The following is a 16,619-nucleotide window of genomic DNA, read 5'->3' on the forward strand; positions in this document are numbered from 1 at the left end:
GGAGCCGAGCATGCAAATCAAACTCGCCAACCCGCGCGGCTTCTGCGCCGGGGTCGACCGGGCGATCGAGATCGTCAACCGCGCGCTGGAAGTCTTCGGCCCGCCGATCTATGTGCGTCACGAAGTGGTGCACAACAAGTTCGTGGTGGAAGACTTGCGTAACCGCGGCGCCATCTTTGTCGAAGAGCTGGACCAGGTGCCGGACGATGTCATCGTCATCTTCAGTGCCCACGGTGTTTCCCAGGCTGTGCGCCAGGAAGCTGCTGGCCGTGGGCTGAAAGTGTTCGATGCCACCTGCCCGCTGGTGACCAAGGTTCACATCGAAGTGGCCAAGTACAGCCGCGATGGCCGTGAGTGCATTCTCATCGGCCACGAAGGGCACCCGGAAGTCGAAGGCACCATGGGCCAGTACGATGCCAGCAACGGCGGCGCCATCTACCTTGTCGAAGACGAGGAAGATGTTGCCAACCTGCAGGTGCGCGACCCCAACCACCTGGCTTTCGTCACCCAGACAACACTGTCGATGGACGACACCAGCCGCGTCATCGATGCGCTGCGTGCGCGCTTCCCGAACATCGGCGGCCCGCGCAAGGACGACATCTGCTACGCCACCCAGAACCGCCAGGATGCCGTCAAGCAACTGGCTGGCGAAAGCGACGTGGTGCTGGTGGTCGGCAGCCCGAACAGTTCCAACTCCAACCGTTTGCGCGAGCTGGCTGAGCGCATGGGCACCCCGGCCTACCTGATCGACGGTGCCGAGGACCTGCAACGCGGCTGGTTTGACCAGGCCGCGCGGATCGGCATCACCGCCGGTGCTTCTGCGCCCGAAGTGCTGGTGCGTGGCGTGATCGAACAGCTCAAGGCCTGGGGCGCCACTGGCGCTGAAGAGCTGGACGGGCGCGAAGAGAACATCACCTTTTCAATGCCCAAAGAGCTGCGGGTTCGCTCGCTGATCTGACGGGCAGCACCGCCGCCAATGCAGGGGCTGCTTTGCAGCCCTTGCGCGACACAAGACCGCTCCTGCCATGACCGCGCTAGCAGCGGTCATTGCTCAGGTCCTCCGTAAGCAACCTGACTCTGCCGCTTGATGCCAGCACCACCTGATATCGGCTGCGAGCAGCGGCGCGTTCGCACATTTCCAGTTTTGCGCCCAACCAGCTGTTGCCCAACGTCATTGGCACGCCCAGCGCACTGAATTTGAACTGCTCACCGCGATTGCTGGTTATTTTCAGCGGCTTTGAAAGGCGCTGTTCGCGCAGCACCTGCCGGTTATGCTCCAGCACTACCCGCCAACCATTCCCCCAATGACCGTCCAGCGCCAGCACCAGCACCGGCTGACCCTGCAAAAGCGCATGGCTGCGTGCACTGCGCAGCGCCTGCGCCAGATCACGGGCAGCCGCCGCCCGGTGCAGGTCATCGCTCATTCGGGCGTAGGCCGGCATGCCCAGTTGGGTCAGCAAGACCGCCACGGCCAAGGCCGACATCATTTGTATCAGTGTTACGCCGCGTTGCTTCACCGTGCATTCCTCCCTGGACGTGCTTGGCTATAGCTTCCTGGCGGTTGGACAAGAGGTCCAGTCGCCCAAGTTGAAAGCAATGACGGGAAAAGTCGCAGGAGGTGCAGGGATGCACGCAAGGCAAGGGGGCATGACGCTTCTGGAAGTGTTGTTGGCGGTTGTGGTCGTGGCCGTGGGTATGTTCGCCGCAGCGGGGCTGCAACTGCAGGCCTTGCAGGCTGTGGACAGTGCGCGGCGCAATGGGCAGGCGGCAATGGCGGCGCACAGCGAGCATGAACGGGGGCGTCGATGAGGCGCGGCCAACGTGGTTTTGGTTTGGTTGAGCTGATGTTGGCGCTGACTATCGGGTTGATGCTGTTGGCGGCCGCCAGTCAGCTCTTTGCATCGGCTCACCAGGCCTGGCGCCTGCAAAGTACTGCGCTGCGCATGCAGGATGAGGCGCGGCAGGCGTTGCTGCGCATGGCCCAGGATATTCGCATGGCCGGCATGTTTGGCTGTTTGCGCCTGAAACCTTCCGATTTCGATGACCCGGCATTACAGCAGGTCTTCGCTCGCCCCCTGGTGATCGAAGCGTCCACCCTCAGCCTGATCGTGGCGGAGTTGCCTGGGCAAGCTGGCCGACCTGACTGGTTTCTGCACACCAATTGCCTGACCGAAGTGTCTGTCGATGCAGCGCGCAAGGCTGGGGACCCACTGGTGTACCCGGTCAGCAGGTATGTCTACCAGCTCCAGGACGATAAGCTGAGGTTCAAACGCGGAAACAGCAAATTTCAACCGTTGGTTGATAATGTGCAGGCGATGCGTGTGGAGCGTGTGCAGATGGTGGGGGGAGAACGGGTGGATATCAGCCTGACGCTTTACGAACCCACGCTCAAGGTTCAGCAGCGCCATGAGTTGAGCGTCGCAATCCGCAACCCGGTCCCCGCTTCATGACTCACCAGCGTGGCGTGGTTCTTCTACTGGCCTTGGTCCTGAGCGTCCTGCTGGGCCTGCTTGCCACATCTGCCCTGCGCGCCGCGCTGGTGGAAACGCGGATGACCGGCTACCTGAGCGATGGCCTGATGGCGCTGGAAGAGGCTGAGGCCACTTTGCTGGCCGGGGTACGCGAACTTGAACGGGCGCCCCCTGACGCTTGTAACGCGTGCCTGCCACCGCCCAGGCCGCACGATCTGGTGGGGCAGTGGCAAAGTACCCAGACCGGCTTTTTCCAGCTGCAGAACCTGGGTGTCAGCACACGTGCCGCGCACATGCCCGAAGGGCAGCCGGTTAGCCTGTTCCGGATTACCGCCGTCAGCAAGCAAAGCCGCTCACGGCATGTGCTGGAAGCGGTCTACGCCGTGGCCGGCAATCAAACCCAACGCATCACCTGGCGGCAAAGATTGCGAGGAGACTGACATGCAGCAAGGCTTGAGCCTGATCGAGTTGTTGATTGTGCTGGCCGTGACCGGCATTCTGGCAGCCATTGCCTACCCCAGTTACAGCGACCAGCTTCGGCGAGCCGCGCGCAGCGAAGTGGTTGGCCTGCTGCATGATGCCGCCCTGCGCCTGGAGCGCCACCGCGTGCGCACTGGCCAATACGCCGAGGGCGACCTGGTCTTGCCCGAAGGTACCCGCTACTACAGCCTTCAGGCCCAGCGCGACAGTGACACCTTCACGCTGCGCGCCCGGCGGCTACCGCATGGGCTGATGGCGCAGGATGGCTGTGGCGATTTCCAGCTCGACCAGGCTGGCGTGCAGCACAATCCGGGCGCCGTTGAGCACAGCACGCACTGTTGGGGAAGTTGAAGGTTCAATGATGCCCGGTGCATCGCGGTTTTACTTCAGGTGTTGGATCGACAGATGAGCAAGCAAGTAGTGGTGGTTGGCGGCGGGGTGATCGGCCTGCTGACGGCATTCAACCTGGCAGCCAAGGTCGGCCAGGTGGTGGTGTGCGATCAGGGTGAGGTTGGCCGAGAGTCGTCCTGGGCTGGCGGAGGCATTGTCTCGCCGTTGTACCCGTGGCGCTACAGCGCCGCAGTGACCGCTCTGGCGCATTGGTCGCAGGACTTTTATCCACAGCTGGGCGAGCGTCTGTTCGCCAGCACTGGCGTCGACCCCGAAGTTCACACCACCGGGCTGTACTGGCTCGACCTGGACGACGAGGCCGAAGCGTTGGCCTGGGCCGCGCGCGAGCAGCGGCCGCTGAGTGCCGTGGATATTTCGGCGGCCTACGATGCGGTGCCGGTGCTGGGCCCGGGCTTCAAGCACGCCATCTACATGGCTGGCGTGGCCAATGTGCGCAACCCGCGCTTGGTCAAGTCGCTGAAGGCGGCGTTGCTGGCGCTGCCGAACGTGACCTTGCGCGAACACTGCCAGATCACCGGCTTCGTGCAGGAAAAGGGGCGCGTGACCGGTGTACAGACGGCTGATGGCGTACTGGCGGCGGATGAGGTTGTGCTCAGCGCAGGCGCCTGGAGTGGCGACCTGTTGCGTACCCTTGGCCTTGAACTGCCGGTGGAGCCGGTGAAGGGCCAGATGATCCTGTTCAAGTGTGCTGAAGACTTCTTGCCGAGCATGGTGCTGGCCAAGGGACGTTATGCAATCCCGCGACGTGACGGGCACATTCTGGTAGGGAGCACGCTAGAACACGCCGGGTATGACAAGACCCCGACCGGGGATGCGCTGGATAGCCTGAAGGCATCGGCGGTGGAGTTGTTGCCTGAGCTTGAAGGCGCCACAGTGGTGGCGCACTGGGCGGGACTGCGGCCGGGGTCGCCAGAAGGCATCCCTTACATTGGGCCTGTGCCAGGGCATGAAGGGTTGTGGCTGAACTGCGGGCATTATCGCAATGGGCTGGTGCTGGCGCCGGCTTCGTGCCAACTGTTTACCGATTTGCTGACAGGGGCCGAGCCGATTATCGACCCGGCGCCGTATGCGCCAGAAGGGCGTTTGGGCTGAGGACCTCTTCGCGGGTAAACCCGCTCCCACACGAGCGGGTTCACCCGCGAAAGGGCCGCAGAAGCCAACACAGATTTCAGCCAGTAATTGGTGCGTGTAGGAGCGGGTTCACCCGCGAAAGGGCCGCAGAAACCAATACAAATTTCAGCCAGTAATCGGTGCGTGTAGGAGCGGGTTCACCGGCGAAAGGGCCGCAGAGGCCCATACAGATTTCAGCCAGTAATCGGTGCGTGTAGGAGCGGGTTCACCCGCGAAAGGGCCACAGAGGCCCATACAGATTTCAGCCAGTAATCGGTGCTTGCAAGTGCCGGCTCGGATAATGCTGCTCATACACCTTGCACACCCGCAGCACTTGCTCATCGGCAAAGCGCCCTGCCACCACCTGCAGCCCCACCGGCAACCCCTCGCGGGTGAACCCGCAGGGTACCGAGGCCGCCGGCTGTTGGGTCAGGTTGAAGGGATAGCTGAACGGCGTCCACTCCATCCATTGCGCCATCCCCGACCCAGGCGGCACGTTGTGTCCGGCTTCGAACGCCACCAACGGCAGCATCGGCGATACCAGCACGTCATATCGCTGATGAAAGGCATTCATCTTCGCAATCAATTCTGCCCGTGCCTCTAGCGCCTGGGTGTATTCGCCAAGGCTGATCTGTGCACCTTGTTCGGCAATCCAGCGTAGCCCCGGGTCAAGCAACGCTTTCTGCTCATCGCTCAAGGCACTGGCCAACCGCGCCGCGCCGGCAAACCACAGGGTATTGAAGGTTTCCAGCGGGTCGCTGAAGCCCGGGTCCACTTCCTCTACCTGCGCACCCAGCCGCGCCAGGCGCTGCACCGCTTGCGCCACCAGTGCCTGGATCTGTGGGGCGACCTGCACGTAACCGAAGTTGGCGCTGTAGGCGATGCGTAGCCCACTCAGATCTTGCTGCTGGCTGAGCCAAGGCGCCTGCCGGGGTGCGCCGGCCAAACCGTCGCGGGCATCGGGGCGCGCTACGCAGTCAAGCATCAGCACCGAGTCGTCCACCGTACGCGTCATCGGCCCCAGGTGCGACAGCACGGTCATGGCGCTGGCCGGCCATTGCGGCACATAGCCGAAGGTCGGTTTGATGCCGAAGGTGCCGGTAAAGGCGCAAGGGATGCGAATCGAACCACCGGCATCGCTGCCCTGATGCAGCACCCCCAGGTTCAGCGCGGCGGCTGCCGCAGCACCACCAGACGAACCACCGGCAGTCAGCCTGGTATCCCACGGGTTGCGGGTAATGCCGTAAAGCGGGTTGTCGGTCACGCCTTTCCAGCCGAACTCTGGCGTGGTGGTCTTGCCCACCAGCACTGCACCGGCTTCACGCATGAAGGCACTGAAGGGCGCATCGATTTCCCACGGCCCGGTACCCGAGGTAGTACGCGAGCCTTTGCGGGTAGGCATGCCGCGGGTCAGGGTCAGGTCCTTGATCGAGGCGGGTACGCCATCCAGCCGACCACAGGGCTCGCCGCGTTGCCAGCGCTGTTCGCTGGCGCGGGCGGCGGCGCGGGCACCTTCGCCGTCGACATGGCAGAAGGCGTTGACCGCCGGGTTATGCAGGTCGATGCGCGCCAGCACATCGTCGACCACCTCGACGGGTGACAACTGGCGGCGCTGGTACAGTTCGAGCAGTTCGACGGCGGTGAGTTCGCCAATCGCGGTTTTCTGGGTCATTTCAACGGGCTCCCGGGTTGGCGGCCTGGAACATGGCGCGCAACAGGACGTCGCAACCATCGGCCAGGTCCTGGGGCGCGGCATTTTCGATTTCGTTGTGGCTGATGCCGCCTTCGCATGGCACGAAGATCATCCCGGCCGGGCCCAGCTCGGCGAGGAAGATTGCATCGTGACCGGCGCCGCTGACGATATCCATGTGGCTCAGGCCCAGCGCACGCGCCCCTTGGCGCACGGCATCCACGCACTGCTCGGCGAAGTATAGCGGCGGGAAGTCGGCTGTCGGAGTCAGCTGATAGCTCAGGCCATGTTTCACCGTGCTGGTTTCGATGGCTGCGCGCACTTCGCTGACCATGGCGTCGAGGTGCTCAGGGTCGAGGTGGCGCAGGTCGATGGTCATGTGTACCTGGCCGGGGATGACGTTGCGCGAACCTGGGTGCAAGGTCAGGCAGCCGACCGTGCCGCAGGCATGTGGCTGGTGCGCGTGAGCGACGCGATTGACCGCAGCCACCACCTCGGCAGCGCCGACCAATGCGTCCTTGCGCAGGTGCATGGGTGTGGGGCCTGCATGCGCCTCGACGCCGGTAAGGGTCAGGTCGAACCATTTTTGCCCCAGGCAGCCCTGGACCACGCCAATGGTGGTGCGCTGGTCTTCCAGCACCGGGCCTTGTTCGATATGTGCTTCGAAGTAGGCGCCCACGGCATGCCCGGTGGGCACGCGCGGGCCGGCGTAGCCGATGCGCTGCAACTCAGCGCCGACCGACAGACCTTGGTCATCGACCTTGTCCAGGGTTTCCTGCAGGCCGAACTTACCGGCAAACACGCCCGAGCCCATCATGCAGGGCGGGAAGCGCGAACCTTCTTCGTTGGTCCATACCACCACTTCCAGCGGGGCTTCGGTGGTCAGGTGCAGGTCGTTGAGCGTGCGCATCACTTCGAGGCCGGCCATGACGCCGTAGCAGCCATCGAACTTGCCGCCGGTGGGTTGGGTGTCGATGTGGCTGCCGGTCATGATGGGCGGCAGGGCAGGGTTGCGCCCGGGGCGGCGGGCGAAGATGTTGCCGATGGCGTCGACGCTGACCGTGCAGCCGGCCTCTTCGCACCAGTGTACGAACAGGTCGCGAGCCTGGCGGTCGAGGTCGGTCAGGGCCAGGCGGCATACGCCGCCCTTGGCGGTGGCGCCGAGCCGGGCCAGGTCCATCAGCGATTGCCACAGGCGCTCGCGGTTGACCAACGGGCCTTGGCCGAGCAGGTGCTGCGAGGGATCGATGCGGGTGTTCATGATTCATCTCTCCTGAAATTACTGGGTTGCTTGTACCGGCCTATTCGCGGGTGAACCCGCTCCTACAAAAGCCTCGCAGGGCTGAGGGTGGTGACACCTTTGTAGTCGCGGGTTTGCCCGCGAAAGGGCCGGTACAGGTAAGCACGGTCGGGTCAGGCGCTAAGGGCCAGGTAACGGTTCTTGATGCTCGGGTCCTCGCGGAACTGCGCCGCACTGCCCTGGTAAGCGACGCGGCCCTGCTCCAGCACATAGTGGCGATCAGCAAGGGCATCGCAGACCATCAGGTTCTGCTCTACCAGCAGGATCGACAGCCCTTCGTCCTTGATCCGTCGCAGGATCTTCACCAGTTCATCGACAATCACCGGGGCCAGGCCTTCGGTGGGCTCGTCGAGGATCAGCAGCTTGGGGCCGTTGAGCAGGGCGCGGGCGATGGCCAACATTTGCTGCTCGCCACCGGACAGGGCGAAACCACCGTTGCGGCGCCGCTCCTTCAGGCGCGGGAACATGCTGTACACGTCCTCCAGCTGCCACCGGCTGGCCTTGCGCACGGCAATCTTCAGGTTCTCCTCCACGCTGAGCTGGCGGAAAATGCCGCGGTGTTCCGGCACCAGAGCAATGCCGAGCCGGGCGATATCGAAAATTTCGCGGCCAACCAGTTGCTGGCCGTTGAAGCTGATCTGCCCCTGCCGTGGGCGGACGATGCCGAGGATGCTGCGCAAGGTGGTGGTCTTGCCTGCACCGTTGCGCCCCAGCAGCGTTACCAGTTCGCCTGCCTCGACCTTGAGCGAGACACCTTCGAGCACATGGCTCTTGTCGTAGTAGGAATGGATCGAATCGACGTTGAGCATCAGGCGGCCTCTCCAAGGTAGGCGGTGCGTACGCGCTCGTCGTTGCGCACCTGTTCAGGGGTACCCTCGACCAGGATCTGGCCGTGACTCATCACCGTGATGCGCTGGCTGATCGACATGACAATGCTCATGTTGTGCTCGATCAGTAGCACGGTATGGTCGCGGCCAAGGTCGCTGATCAGGTCGGTCATCACCGGGATGTCGTCGATGCCCATGCCCGAAGTGGGTTCGTCGAGCATCAGCAGGGTGGGCTTGGCGCAGATCGACATGCCCACTTCCAGCACCCTTTGCTGGCCGTGCGACAGCTCGCCCGCCAGGGTTTCGGCACGGGCGCTCAGTTTCAGGCGCTCCAGCACCTGGTCGGCGGTGTTCCAGTGGCTGCGCTTGTGCTCGACGCTGCGCCAGAAGTTCAGCGCGCCCAGGCCATCACGGCCCTGGGCGGCCAGGCGTAGGTTTTCGCGCACTGACAGGTTCTGGAACAGGCTGGTGAGCTGGAACGAACGGGCCATGCCCAATGCCACGCGCCCGTGGGATGGCTTGCGGATGATGTCCTGGCCGTTGAACAGGATCTTGCCAGCAGTGGCCTGACGTTCGCCGGTCAGGCAGTGGAACAGGCTGGTCTTGCCGGCGCCGTTGGGGCCGATAATGGTGTGGATGGTGCCGGCTCGCACTTTGAGGTCAACGCCCGCGACCGCCTTGAACGGCCCGTAGGCCAGCTCCAGCTGGCGAGTTTCCAGGAGGTAGTCGCTCATCACAGGGTCTCCTTGGTCTTGGCCTGGGGTTTGTCATCGGCATTGCGGGTGGCCAGCAGGCGCTTGCCCAGTTCGGTCAGGCCCCCCCACAGGCCGCCACGCATGAACACCACCACCAGAATCAGGATCACCCCCAGCAGCATCAGCCAGCGTGGCCAAAGTTCCGACAGCACGTCACCCAGCAGCACGATGGCGCCGGCCCCCAGCAGCGAGCCGAACAGTGAGCCGGTGCCGCCGACGATGGTCATGATCAGGATGTTCTCGCTCATCATCAGGTCGATGTTCGACAGCGGCGCAAAGTGCAGCAGCATGGCGTAGAGCGCCCCGGCGATGCCGGTGATGGCGCCCGACAGCATGAACACCAGAATCTTGAAATGGCGGGTGTCGTAGCCGATGGCGGCGGCGCGGGTCTCGTTCTCACGGATAGCCAGCAGGGTGCTGCCGAATGGCGAACGGATCACCCGCAGGGCTGCGGCGAAGATCAACAGGAACAGCACCGCGACGAACACATAGAAGTGCCGCGGATCGGCCAGGTCGACCAGCACATGGCCGGCGATTTCGATATTCGGCCGTGGCACATCAAGCAGGCCGTTGTCACCGCCGGTCCAGCCGCTGAGGGTATAGGCCAGGAAGTAGGCCATCTGGCTGAAGGCCAGGGTCAGCATGACGAAGTAGATGCCCGTGCGACGGATCGCCAGTGCGCCCACCAGCAGCGCGAGGAAGGCGCCGAACACAGCTGCGCCAAGCAGCGCGGCGAACATGCCCCACTGCAGGTGGATCATCAGCAACGCTGCGCCATAGGCGCCCACGCCAAAGAAGATGCCCTGGCCGAACGACAGCAGTCCGGTGTAGCCGAGCAGCAGGTTGCAGGCCAGTGCGGCCATGGCAAAGATCAGGATCTCGGTGGCCAGGGTGGCCGAGGGCAGCAACAGCGGCAGCGCCACCAGGCTGGCAACTACCAGCGACAGCAGCGCCGGGGCGCGGCCCTTGGCGACTGGCAATGGGTTTTTCTCGCTCATCTCAGGCTCTCCCGAACAGGCCGTAGGGACGGACCAGAATCACTGCTGCCATGGCGCCATAGATCATCAGGCTGGCGCCTTGCGGCCAGAGACTGGTCATCATGCTTTGCACCACACCCACCAGCAGGCCGCCAACCAGCGCCCCGCCGAACGACCCCATGCCGCCAATCACCACCACCACGAAGGCAATGCCGAGGATTTCCGGGCCGACGAAGGGCTGGGCGCCCCGTAGCGGCGCAAACAGCACACCCGCCACACCTGCCAGGCCCACGCCCAGGGCGAATGTCAGGGAGAACAGGCGGAAAATGTTGGTGCCCAACAGCGACACGGTCTCGGTGCTTTCGCTACCGGCCCGCACCAGTGCGCCGAAACGGGTGCGTTCCAGCAGCAGCCACAGGCCAATACCGATCAGCGCCGCGAAGCCGATCAGGAACAAGCGGTAGTAGGGGTAGATGAAGTCGCCGAGTATCAGCACCCCGCGCAGTTCGGGTGGCACGGCAATGTTCTTGCCCACCGGGCCCCAGATCAGCACCGACGCTTCCTGGATGATCAGCGCGATGCCGAGGGTGACGAGGATCTGGAAGGTGTGCGGCAGGTGGTAGATGCGTTTGATCAACAGGCGCTCGACCGCCCAGGCCAGCGCGGCCACCACCAGTGGCGCAATCAGCAGCGCCAGCCAGAAGTTGCCGGTGACGGCCACGGCGGTGTAGCACAGGTAGGCGCCCAGCAAGAAAAACGCGCCGTGGGCGAAGTTGACGAAGTTGAGCAGGCCGAAAATGATCGTCAGGCCCACGGCGATGAGGAAGTAGATCATCCCCAGGCCCAGGCCGTTGAGCAGTTGGAACAGGTACAAATCGAGCATGAGCGTGCCCTCGACAGCGCGCCGGGCGGCTGCCTGTACAAGTGTTTGTGACTAACGCCGCAGCTTCAGGCCAGGGCGCAACCGGTGTGATCGACCTCGACGAATGAGCGGCCCGAACTGATGACTTCGGCCAGGTCGTCCTCGTCGCGCATCTGCCCCTGGGGCTTGCCGCGCAGCAGGTAGTAATCCTTGAGCACCTGGTGGTCACCCGGGCGGATCAGTTCTTCGCCGGTCGGGCCCTGGAAGCGCATGCCCTGCAATGCCGCAGACACGGCGGCCCCGTCCAGGCTGCCGGCCTTGACGATGGCCTCGAGCATCACCTTGGTGCCGATGTAGTCGGCGGCCAGCGGGTAGTTGGGGTTGATGCCATAGGCCTTGCGGGTGGCGGCGACCAACTGTTTGTTCAGCGGGGTGTCGACCTGGTGCCAGTACTGCGCACCCAGGTACACGCCCTCGAGCACGTCGCTGCCCAGCTCCTGGAACTGGTCGAGGCCGGCAGACCACACCATCAGCACTTTCATGCGGTCCTTGATGCCGAAGTTGACCGCCTGGCGCAGGGCGTTGGAGGCCTGGCTACCGAAGTTGAGCAGCACCAGCACGTCGGGCTTGGCGGCGATGGCGTTGGTCAGGTAGCCGGAGAACTCCTGCTCCTGCAACGAGTGGTAGCTGTTGCCGATGTGTTCCACGCCGAGCTCGGCGAACACTTTGCGGGCGTTGTCCAGCAGGGCATCGCCGAATACGTATTGCGGGGTGATGGTGTACCAGCGCTTGGCCTGGGGCAGCTGGCGGCTCATCGGCACCAGGGTTTCGCGGATGGCACCATAGGTGGGCACCGACCAGCGGAAGGTTGAGGCATTGCAGTCCTTGCCGGTGATTTCATCGGCGCCCACAGGCGTCATGAACACGCCGCCGGCTTTGTGGATTTCCTTGGACACCGCCAGTGCCGAAGACGACAGGGTGCACCCCTGGAAGAAGCGTGCACCATCCTGGCCGATGGCTTCCTGCACCTTGCGCACCGCCTTGCCGGCGTTGCCTTCGGTGTCGATGACTTTGTACTTGAGCGGGTGGCCGAGCAACTGCGGGTGCTCGGCGATGGCCAGGCGCGAGCCCATGTCGGCGTACTTGCCGTAGCTGGCGAAGGCGCCCGACATGGACTTGAGCCCATAGAAGGTCAGCGGTTGGTCGGCGAATGCCCGGTGTGCCCCCAAGGGGAGGCTACCTAAGGCACCCAGGGCAAGGCCTGCCTTGAGCAGGGTACGTCTTTGCATGAGTAACTCCTTGTTTGTGGTTATTAGGCAGGAGTGGCAATGACAAAGCGGGTACGGCCGGGCCTGTGTGCAGGCCTCTTTACAGGCGCATCAGTGGTGGTGATCGAACTCCAGCAGGAAGTTACGGGCAACCTCGCCTTCCAGCGCGGTCATATGGTGCTCGGCGTCGCACATGTGTTCGTGCATCAGCCGGCGTACGGCGGGTTCGTCGCTGGCGCGCAAGGCGGTCAGCAGTTGCTTGTGGTAGTCGATGTTGGCGGCGGCGAACTGCTGGCGCTTGGGCAGGTAGGCCTTTTTCAGCACCACCAGGTCGCGCAGCAGGTCGTTGAGGAACACCGCCATGAAACGCAGCAACGGGTTTGGGCAGCGGTCGGCCAGCAGGGTGTGGAATTCAAGCTCCGCCAAGCGCTGCTCACGCTGGCCTTCTTCGCTGTCTTCCGGCGCGCTGCAGAAGTCGATGTTGGCCTGCAGCGCGGCATAATCGGCCTCGCTCAGCTTGCCCATCACCGACACCGCCAGTTCTACCTCGATGACTTTACGCAGCTGGTACACCTGTTCGCCGTCCAGGTGCTGGAAATGCAGGTAGTTGCGCAGCGCGCGGCTGGCTGGCTCGGTGCCCACTTCGTTCAGGTAGGCGCCCCCGGTCGGGCCGGTGCGGGTGCTGACCAGGCCTTCGACTTCGAGCGCCTTGAGCGCTTCGCGGGCGGTGCCCTTGGAACATTCGAAATGCTCCATCAGCTCACGTTCGGTGGGCAGGCGGTCGCCGGGGTGCAGCGCTTCGGTGACGATCGAGCGCTTGACTGATTCGACGATCACATCGGACAGCTTCTGGCGCTTGCGTTTGGGTTTGAGCATTTCGCTATTTTTCATATTTATGCGGATAAATAGGATTTAGCGAATTTTGGCCGGGCGGGTCAATGCTGGCGGGGGGGAGGGGTCGTAAATGGTGTGAAAGGGTCGGGGAGGGATATGTGGGGAGGGGGCTGTAGGGGTTGGGGGAGCCGCGAATGCTGCAGTGGCGCTGCTGACGCATTCGCGGGTGAACCCGCTCCTACACAGGGCCCTGCTGCAGGTGGGCCTGGCTGCAATACCACTCATTGCCCTGCTGCAGCGCCCGGTCGTTGGGCAGGTGCACGCCGCAATGGGCACAGCGCACCATCTTCAGCGGCGCATCCAGCTTCGCCTCGGGGTGCGACTGCTGGCTGACTTTGAACTTGCGCCACAGCCAGAACGCGGCGGCGATCAGGGCGATCCAGAAAAGTAGGCGAACCATGGTGTCCAGCTTGTCGATTGAAGAAGCCAACAGTCTAGGACGCGGCCAATAAAAAAGGGAGGCCCAAGGCCTCCCTTTCATTCACCACTGAAGGTCAGTCGAACAGACCAAAGGTCATGTAGCTGAACCAGGAACGGTCTTTCTCGGCTTCTTTCGGGCCTTCCGGCACGATCGGGTCGCCGTTCTCGTCTTTAGGCAGCAGCTCTCGCGGCATCTCGTCGCGCGCGTCCTGGAACTGCTTGACCACGTCCTGGTTGGCGCGGGTTTCGCCTGGCGGCAGCGGAGTATCGGTTTCGATCAGGCCCAAGGTGGCCTTGGACAGCCAGCCGCGGCCGTCAGACTCGGTCTGCTTGGGCTGGAACTCGCCATCGACCAGGCTCGGGTGGTCCGGGTAGTTGAGCTTGAGGGTTTCCAGGCTCGTGGCGGCCAGTTCGTCCAGGTGCAGCTTCTGGTACGACTCGACCATCACTGCCAGGCCGTCACCGACGGACGGGGTTTCCTGGAAGTTTTCGACCACGTAGCGGCCACGGTTGGCAGCCGCTACATAAGCCTGGCGGCTCAGGTAGTAGTCGGCCACGTGGATTTCGTACGAAGCCAGCAGGTTGCGCAGGTAGATCATGCGCTGCTTGGCGTCTGGCGCGTAGCGGCTGTTGGGGAAGCGGCTGGTCAGCTGGGCGAACTCGTTGTACGAGTCGCGGGCGGCGCCCGGGTCACGCTTGGTCATGTCCAGCGGCAGGAAGCGCGCCAGCAGGCCACGGTCCTGGTCGAACGAGGTCAGGCCCTTGAGGTAGTAGGCGTAATCGACGTTCGGGTGCTGCGGGTGCAGGCGGATGAAGCGCTCGGCGGCCGACTTGGCGGCCTCGGGCTCAGAATTCTTGTAGTTGGCGTAGATCAGCTCGAGCTGCGCCTGATCGGCATAGCGGCCGAACGGGTAGCGCGACTCCAGGGCCTTGAGCTTGTTCACGGCGCTGGTGTAGCTGGAGTTGTCCAGATCAGCCTGGGCCTGCTGGTACAGTTCGGCCTCGCTGAGGTTCTCGTCAATGACCTCTTTATTAGAGGAACAGGCCGCGGTAAGCCCGAGGATGGCGATCAGCAGCAGGTGTTTCACTCGCATGGCGGCTTGCGTCCCTTTGACGGCCGCTGTCTTGGGCGGTGCCGTCCTGTTATGATGAGCGCCCCGGCCAACCCCGGGACAAAAGAAGCCGTATTTAACCACAAGCTCGCAGCCGAAACCAAAGGCTGTGCGCCCGCCGAATCGAGCATGTCCGAGATCATTCAACTTAGCGCAGAGGTACCGTCCGAACTGGGCGGCCAACGCCTCGACCAGGTCGCCGCCCAATTGTTCGCCGAGTACTCGCGTTCGCGGCTAACTTCGTGGATCAAAGAGGGCCGCCTGACGGTCGATGGTGCAGTCGTGCGCCCTCGAGACCTTGTTCATGGTGGCTCTCAGCTTGCCCTGGAGGCCGAACAAGAGGCCCAGGGCGAGTGGATCGCAGAAGATATCGAACTGGATATCGTCTACGAAGACGACCACATCCTGGTGATCAACAAGCCTGCCGGGCTGGTTGTGCACCCGGCGGCCGGGCATGCCAGCGGTACCCTGCTCAACGCGCTGCTGCACCATGTGCCAGACATCGTCAACGTGCCGCGCGCCGGTATCGTGCACCGCCTGGACAAGGACACCACCGGCCTGATGGTGGTGGCCAAGACCCTGCAGGCGCAGACCAAGCTGGTCGAGCAGATGCAGGCCCGCAAGGTCAGCCGCATCTACGAGTGCATCGTGATTGGCGTGGTGACTGCCGGTGGCAAGATCGACGCGCCCATCGGCCGTCACGGCGGCATGCGCCAGCGCATGGCTGTAACCGACGGCGGCAAGCCGGCGGTCAGCCACTACCGCGTACTCAAGCGCTTCCGCTCGCACACCCATGTGCGGGTCAAGCTGGAAACCGGCCGTACCCACCAGATTCGCGTGCACATGGCCCACGTGGGTTTCCCACTGGTTGGCGACCAGACATACGGCGGGCGCTTCCGTATTCCGCCCGCTGCCAGCCCGACCATGGTCGAGGCGGTCAAGACCTTCCCGCGCCAGGCGCTGCATGCGCGTTTCCTCGCCTTGGCCCACCCGATTACCGGTGAAGTCATGAAGTGGGAATCGCCACTGCCGGATGACTTCGTCTGGTTGCTGTCGCTGCTGAACCAGGACCGCGAGAGCTTCATCGGATGAGTGACCTGACGCAGGCGTTGCTGTTCCCCGACTGGCCGGCCCCGGCTTCGGTCCGCGCCTGTGTCACCACCCGTCAGGGCGGCGTAAGCCTGCCGCCCTACGAAACCTTCAACCTCGGCGACCATGTTGGGGATGACCCTGCCGCGGTCGCCGAGAACCGCCGCCGCCTGAGCGAACAGTTCACCATCCAACCGGCCTGGCTCAAACAGGTGCATGGGCGGGTGGTGGCAGATGCCGACCCGGCGGTGGTCGCCGAGGCCGATGCCAGCTGGACCCACCAGCCTGGCATTGCCTGCACCGTGATGACCGCCGATTGCCTGCCTGCGCTGTTCTGCGACCGTGCCGGCACCCGCGTGGCGGCGGCACATGCGGGCTGGCGCGGGCTGGCGGGTGGCGTGCTGGAAGCCACGCTGGACCGGCTGGCGCTGCCGCCAGAAGAGGTGCTGGTGTGGTTGGGGCCTGCCATCGGCCCGCAAGCGTTCGAAGTGGGGCTGGAAGTGCGTGATGCCTTTACCGCCGTGCACTCGCAAGCAGCTCGGGCATTCGTCGACGGCGAACGGCCAGGCAAGCTGTTGGCGGATATCTATGAGCTGGCGCGTATTCGCCTGGCTGCCCGTGGCGTGACTGCTGTTTATGGCGGTGGTTTGTGCACGGTCAGTGATGCGCGGTTCTTCTCCTATCGCCGTACCCCGCAGGGTGGGCGTTTTGCATCGTTGGTCTGGCTGGACCCGCGCTAGCCTGTACCGGCCTCTTCGCTGGCACGCCCGCTCCTACCGAGATTCTGCAAACGTTGAAACCGGTGGTGTACCTGTGGGGGCGAGCATGCCCGCGAATGGCCCCCGTTAATCCAACAGGTTGACTTTGGTCAACCCCGCTACGCTTGAATCTTCCAGAATCAGCCTTATCTATAAAGGCATCTCAGGCAGGTTTCTTTATAAACAGGCGCTGTC

Annotated in this window: 19 protein-coding genes; 8 read left to right on the forward strand and 11 right to left on the reverse strand. The window is 63.7% G+C overall.

Annotated elements, in window-relative coordinates:
* The first annotated feature begins 10 nt into the window (after positions 1 to 10).
* Entirely contained in the window at positions 11 to 958 is a 948-nt protein-coding gene (ispH, locus tag ACZ889_RS07110; RefSeq protein ID WP_088513560.1) for a 4-hydroxy-3-methylbut-2-enyl diphosphate reductase, read from the forward strand.
* A gap of 76 nt (positions 959 to 1,034) precedes the next feature.
* Here ispH and ACZ889_RS07115 read toward each other — a convergent pair whose 3' ends face one another.
* Positions 1,035 to 1,517, reverse strand: a complete 483-nt coding sequence (locus ACZ889_RS07115; RefSeq protein ID WP_180688892.1) for a GspH/FimT family pseudopilin — start codon at positions 1,515 to 1,517, stop codon at positions 1,035 to 1,037.
* 109 nt (positions 1,518 to 1,626) lie between these two features.
* Here ACZ889_RS07115 and ACZ889_RS07120 point away from each other — a divergent pair, with 109 nt between their 5' ends.
* From ACZ889_RS07120 to thiO, 5 genes are read left to right on the forward strand one after another with little or no spacing between them, the layout of a single operon-like run.
* On the forward strand, positions 1,627 to 1,809 hold the full coding sequence (locus ACZ889_RS07120; RefSeq protein ID WP_049588116.1) for a prepilin-type N-terminal cleavage/methylation domain-containing protein: 183 nt from the start codon (positions 1,627 to 1,629) through the stop codon (positions 1,807 to 1,809).
* Complete coding sequence (locus ACZ889_RS07125) at positions 1,806 to 2,450, forward strand: PilW family protein (protein WP_180688890.1); 645 nt, start codon at positions 1,806 to 1,808, stop codon at positions 2,448 to 2,450. The genes ACZ889_RS07120 and ACZ889_RS07125 overlap by 4 nt, the downstream gene beginning before the upstream one ends.
* Entirely contained in the window at positions 2,447 to 2,911 is a 465-nt protein-coding gene (locus tag ACZ889_RS07130; protein WP_180688889.1) for a hypothetical protein, read from the forward strand. Before ACZ889_RS07125 ends, ACZ889_RS07130 begins: the two co-directional genes overlap by 4 nt.
* A gap of 1 nt (position 2,912) precedes the next feature.
* Positions 2,913 to 3,302 (forward strand): type IV pilin protein, encoded by a 390-nt coding sequence (locus ACZ889_RS07135; protein WP_010951877.1) that lies wholly within the window; start codon positions 2,913 to 2,915, stop codon positions 3,300 to 3,302.
* Positions 3,303 to 3,356: 54 nt separating this feature from the next.
* Positions 3,357 to 4,454 (forward strand): glycine oxidase ThiO, encoded by a 1,098-nt coding sequence (gene thiO / locus ACZ889_RS07140; protein ID WP_180688888.1) that lies wholly within the window; start codon positions 3,357 to 3,359, stop codon positions 4,452 to 4,454.
* 280 nt (positions 4,455 to 4,734) lie between these two features.
* On the opposite strand, the gene ACZ889_RS07145 is transcribed toward thiO, so the two are convergent.
* The 10 genes from ACZ889_RS07145 to ACZ889_RS07190 all read right to left on the reverse strand — a co-directional run bounded on the left by ACZ889_RS07145 (position 4,735) and on the right by ACZ889_RS07190 (position 14,559).
* On the reverse strand, positions 4,735 to 6,144 hold the full coding sequence (locus ACZ889_RS07145; RefSeq protein WP_476257271.1) for an amidase: 1,410 nt from the start codon (positions 6,142 to 6,144) through the stop codon (positions 4,735 to 4,737).
* 1 nt (position 6,145) lies between these two features.
* Positions 6,146 to 7,423 carry a Zn-dependent hydrolase gene (locus ACZ889_RS07150; RefSeq protein WP_257645130.1) on the reverse strand — a complete coding sequence of 426 codons (1,278 nt, stop codon included), beginning with the start codon at positions 7,421 to 7,423 and terminating at the stop codon, positions 6,146 to 6,148.
* A gap of 152 nt (positions 7,424 to 7,575) precedes the next feature.
* Complete coding sequence (locus tag ACZ889_RS07155) at positions 7,576 to 8,271, reverse strand: ABC transporter ATP-binding protein (protein ID WP_012051120.1); 696 nt, start codon at positions 8,269 to 8,271, stop codon at positions 7,576 to 7,578.
* Positions 8,271 to 9,023: an ABC transporter ATP-binding protein gene (locus ACZ889_RS07160; RefSeq protein ID WP_012051121.1), complete on the reverse strand. Its 753-nt coding sequence runs from the start codon at positions 9,021 to 9,023 to the stop codon at positions 8,271 to 8,273. The genes ACZ889_RS07155 and ACZ889_RS07160 overlap by 1 nt, the downstream gene beginning before the upstream one ends.
* Positions 9,023 to 10,042, reverse strand: coding sequence for a branched-chain amino acid ABC transporter permease (locus ACZ889_RS07165; RefSeq protein WP_003247567.1), 1,020 nt, complete (start codon positions 10,040 to 10,042; stop codon positions 9,023 to 9,025). The genes ACZ889_RS07160 and ACZ889_RS07165 overlap by 1 nt, the downstream gene beginning before the upstream one ends.
* 1 nt (position 10,043) lies before the next feature.
* The gene (locus ACZ889_RS07170; RefSeq protein ID WP_003247565.1) at positions 10,044 to 10,904 is read right to left on the reverse strand and encodes a branched-chain amino acid ABC transporter permease; all 861 of its coding nucleotides are present in this window, start codon (positions 10,902 to 10,904) and stop codon (positions 10,044 to 10,046) included.
* Between the two features lie 65 nt (positions 10,905 to 10,969).
* The gene (locus ACZ889_RS07175) at positions 10,970 to 12,172 is read right to left on the reverse strand and encodes an ABC transporter substrate-binding protein (protein WP_003247562.1); all 1,203 of its coding nucleotides are present in this window, start codon (positions 12,170 to 12,172) and stop codon (positions 10,970 to 10,972) included.
* Between the two features lie 90 nt (positions 12,173 to 12,262).
* Complete coding sequence (locus ACZ889_RS07180) at positions 12,263 to 13,027, reverse strand: FadR/GntR family transcriptional regulator (protein WP_003247561.1); 765 nt, start codon at positions 13,025 to 13,027, stop codon at positions 12,263 to 12,265.
* Positions 13,028 to 13,223: 196 nt separating this feature from the next.
* Entirely contained in the window at positions 13,224 to 13,445 is a 222-nt protein-coding gene (locus tag ACZ889_RS07185; protein ID WP_180688886.1) for a PP0621 family protein, read from the reverse strand.
* A 94-nt stretch (positions 13,446 to 13,539) separates the two neighbouring features.
* Entirely contained in the window at positions 13,540 to 14,559 is a 1,020-nt protein-coding gene (locus ACZ889_RS07190; protein ID WP_004577276.1) for an outer membrane protein assembly factor BamD, read from the reverse strand.
* Between the two features lie 147 nt (positions 14,560 to 14,706).
* On the opposite strand from ACZ889_RS07190, the gene rluD reads away from it, so the two are divergent.
* Both rluD and pgeF read left to right on the forward strand, forming a co-directional pair.
* The gene (rluD, locus tag ACZ889_RS07195; protein WP_049588123.1) at positions 14,707 to 15,669 is read left to right on the forward strand and encodes a 23S rRNA pseudouridine(1911/1915/1917) synthase RluD; all 963 of its coding nucleotides are present in this window, start codon (positions 14,707 to 14,709) and stop codon (positions 15,667 to 15,669) included.
* Complete coding sequence (gene pgeF, locus ACZ889_RS07200) at positions 15,666 to 16,406, forward strand: peptidoglycan editing factor PgeF (RefSeq protein WP_180688885.1); 741 nt, start codon at positions 15,666 to 15,668, stop codon at positions 16,404 to 16,406. Before rluD ends, pgeF begins: the two co-directional genes overlap by 4 nt.
* Positions 16,407 to 16,619 lie beyond the last annotated feature (213 nt).

Source organism: Pseudomonas sp. TE3895, from assembly GCF_056278855.1.

Bases quoted from the DNA above. Each gene is read 5' to 3' on its own strand.
- pgeF (WP_180688885.1), top strand. From the start codon at position 15,666: ATGAGTGACCTGACGCAGGCGTTGCTGTTCCCCGACTGGCCGGCCCCG.
- ACZ889_RS07135 (WP_010951877.1), top strand. From the start codon at position 2,913: ATGCAGCAAGGCTTGAGCCTGATCGAGTTGTTGATTGTGCTGGCCGTG.
- ACZ889_RS07185 (WP_180688886.1), bottom strand. From the start codon at position 13,445: ATGGTTCGCCTACTTTTCTGGATCGCCCTGATCGCCGCCGCGTTCTGG.
- ACZ889_RS07125 (WP_180688890.1), top strand. From the start codon at position 1,806: ATGAGGCGCGGCCAACGTGGTTTTGGTTTGGTTGAGCTGATGTTGGCG.
- ACZ889_RS07155 (WP_012051120.1), bottom strand. From the start codon at position 8,271: ATGCTCAACGTCGATTCGATCCATTCCTACTACGACAAGAGCCATGTG.
- ACZ889_RS07120 (WP_049588116.1), top strand. From the start codon at position 1,627: ATGCACGCAAGGCAAGGGGGCATGACGCTTCTGGAAGTGTTGTTGGCG.
- ACZ889_RS07170 (WP_003247565.1), bottom strand. From the start codon at position 10,904: ATGCTCGATTTGTACCTGTTCCAACTGCTCAACGGCCTGGGCCTGGGG.
- ispH (WP_088513560.1), top strand. From the start codon at position 11: ATGCAAATCAAACTCGCCAACCCGCGCGGCTTCTGCGCCGGGGTCGAC.
- ACZ889_RS07145 (WP_476257271.1), bottom strand. From the start codon at position 6,144: ATGACCCAGAAAACCGCGATTGGCGAACTCACCGCCGTCGAACTGCTC.
- ACZ889_RS07165 (WP_003247567.1), bottom strand. From the start codon at position 10,042: ATGAGCGAGAAAAACCCATTGCCAGTCGCCAAGGGCCGCGCCCCGGCG.
- ACZ889_RS07150 (WP_257645130.1), bottom strand. From the start codon at position 7,423: ATGAACACCCGCATCGATCCCTCGCAGCACCTGCTCGGCCAAGGCCCG.
- ACZ889_RS07180 (WP_003247561.1), bottom strand. From the start codon at position 13,027: ATGCTCAAACCCAAACGCAAGCGCCAGAAGCTGTCCGATGTGATCGTC.
- ACZ889_RS07160 (WP_012051121.1), bottom strand. From the start codon at position 9,023: ATGAGCGACTACCTCCTGGAAACTCGCCAGCTGGAGCTGGCCTACGGG.
- ACZ889_RS07190 (WP_004577276.1), bottom strand. From the start codon at position 14,559: ATGCGAGTGAAACACCTGCTGCTGATCGCCATCCTCGGGCTTACCGCG.
- rluD (WP_049588123.1), top strand. From the start codon at position 14,707: ATGTCCGAGATCATTCAACTTAGCGCAGAGGTACCGTCCGAACTGGGC.
- ACZ889_RS07175 (WP_003247562.1), bottom strand. From the start codon at position 12,172: ATGCAAAGACGTACCCTGCTCAAGGCAGGCCTTGCCCTGGGTGCCTTA.
- thiO (WP_180688888.1), top strand. From the start codon at position 3,357: ATGAGCAAGCAAGTAGTGGTGGTTGGCGGCGGGGTGATCGGCCTGCTG.
- ACZ889_RS07130 (WP_180688889.1), top strand. From the start codon at position 2,447: ATGACTCACCAGCGTGGCGTGGTTCTTCTACTGGCCTTGGTCCTGAGC.